This window comes from Pedobacter sp. 01T416_2, from assembly GCF_056398925.1.
The window spans coordinates 1-2150 of the sequence record NZ_JBFTQI010000915.1; the positions used below are offsets into that span (position 1 = coordinate 1).

Annotated in this window: 2 protein-coding genes; both read right to left on the reverse strand. The window is 35.6% G+C overall.

Going from position 1 to position 2150, the window contains the following annotated elements:
• Window positions 1-247: 247 nt before the first annotated feature.
• Window positions 248-1402 (reverse strand): ATP-binding protein, encoded by a 1155-nt coding sequence (locus AC1DPQ_RS25765; RefSeq protein WP_477585825.1) that lies wholly within the window; start codon window positions 1400-1402, stop codon window positions 248-250.
• A 119-nt stretch (window positions 1403-1521) separates the two neighbouring features.
• Complete coding sequence (gene rsmG / locus AC1DPQ_RS25770) at window positions 1522-2136, reverse strand: 16S rRNA (guanine(527)-N(7))-methyltransferase RsmG (protein ID WP_477611313.1); 615 nt, start codon at window positions 2134-2136, stop codon at window positions 1522-1524.
• Window positions 2137-2150 lie beyond the last annotated feature (14 nt).

Below are 2150 nucleotides of genomic sequence, written 5' to 3' on the forward strand. Positions count from 1 at the left end.
TAGCACCACCATCGCCCATTGAGCCAAAACCAGAAAAAAAAGGGAATGACAATGAGTCAACTGCAATTAATTTTCTTCCATATGCTACTATTTCAAAAGATGGTGTAACCTCAATCAGGATAACGCCAGTTAAAGAAATCACAATTACAGGTTATCCAAAAAAGCAATAACTTACTGTGGTACGTAAACTACATATTTAGTCTCAAAATAAGCTGAAAGCGGATATAATTCTGCTTTCATTCTTAGTTTATATCATTTTTCCCCAAGGTTTGACTTCTATACCATTACTACGGTTTTGAATAGTTGAACCAGTATAACAAACTATGGTTTTTAGGCCTTTTTTATCATCGGTTATGCCTTTAAAGTATAACAAACCTTTTTGATAATCAGTATTCATTGTAGCACCGGCCTTAATTTCAATAGCAGTAATAGTTGTAGCCGAATCAAGTAATAAATCCAGTTCGTTGCCCGTTTTATCACGCCAATAATATAGGTTATCCTGCAAACCTTTGTTTAACCGCTGTTTCAGCAGATCTATAATCAACATATTTTCGAAAAGTGCGCCTATACTAGGGTGTAGTGCCAATTGTTCTGTGTTTTGTAGCCCCAACAAACTGCAGGCTACGCCCGTATCGTAAAAATAAAGTTTTGGGGCTTTAATAATCCGCTTATTATAATTGTTGTAAAATGGTTTGAGCAGGTAAATGATATAGCTCGACTGTAAAATGTATAGCCAAGCCTGCACTGTTTTGGCATCAATACCGCAATCATTACCCAACGATTGCATATTTAAAATCTGCCCGGTCCGGCCAGCGCATAAACGCAGAAATTTCATAAACAATGCTAGATCTGTAATATTTTTAAGCTGGCGTACATCTCTTTCTACATAGGTATTAATATAGTTGGGGTACCAATCAACAGCATCAATTCTTTTATATAAAGGCTCGGGGTAGCTCCCATTAAAAATATGCTGTTCGTAACTTGATAATAATTTCGCTGTTTTTAATTCTTTTAAACTACATGGTAATAAATGCAGATAAGCAACCCTACCCGCTAAGGTTTGAGATATACTCTCCTGCATTAAAAAGTTATTACTACCACTTAAGATAAAAAAACCAGCCTTATTGTTTTCATCAACAATTTGTTGGATATAAGAAAACAGATGAGGTAGTTTTTGTATTTCGTCTAAAATAGCACCGTTTTTAAACTGTTTTAAAAAACCGTTCGGATCGACAGTGGCGAATTCGGCCACATCGGGGTTCTCTAACGATACATAGGGCTTACGTGGAAAAGTAGTTTTACAGATAGTGGTTTTACCACTTTGCCGAGGCCCCACAACTGCAACTACCCTAAATTTAGAGGCCAATTGCTTTAGTTTATTTTTTCCAACTCGCTGTATCATARTACAAATATAAAAAAACACTGACAAATACGGAATACAATTCCCGATTAGAACAAAATAAATTCACAAAAAACTAGCAATCAAGTAATTACTAAAAATAAAATTATATTAATATTAAATTACTGTGGTACGTAAACCACATATTTAGTCTCAAAAAAATCTTCCTCAAAATAAGCTGAAAGTGGATATAATTCTGCTTTCAGTTTTGATTCTTTGATCTCTTCGGCCAAATCGCCTCCTTTTAAATACAAAACCCCGTTTGGAATGGCATTTAACGAGTCTTTTTTAAATTTGCCCTGTATCCATGGGTAGAATTCGCCTAATCGCGTAACCGCTCTCGAAACCACAAAGTTAAATTTCTCTTTAATTTGCTCTGCTCTTAAATGATCGGCCCTTAAATTCTCCAAACCTAATGCCGAAGCCACTTCTTTTACTACTTTAATCTTTTTTCCGATAGAATCGACCAGATAAAATTCTGTTTCTGGAAACAAGATGGCCAATGGGATGCCCGGAAAACCACCACCTGTACCTACATCTAAAACCGATTCTCCGGCTTTAAAATTGCATACTTTAGCGATCCCCAATGAGTGCAATACATGGCGCTCATATAACTCTTCGATATCCTTTCTCGAAATTACATTAATCTGTGCATTCCAAAAGCTATATAAATCGAACAATTGTGAGAATTGAGCAATCTGTTTTTCACTTAGGTTAGGGAAATATTTTAAAACGATATCGGGCTTTACAT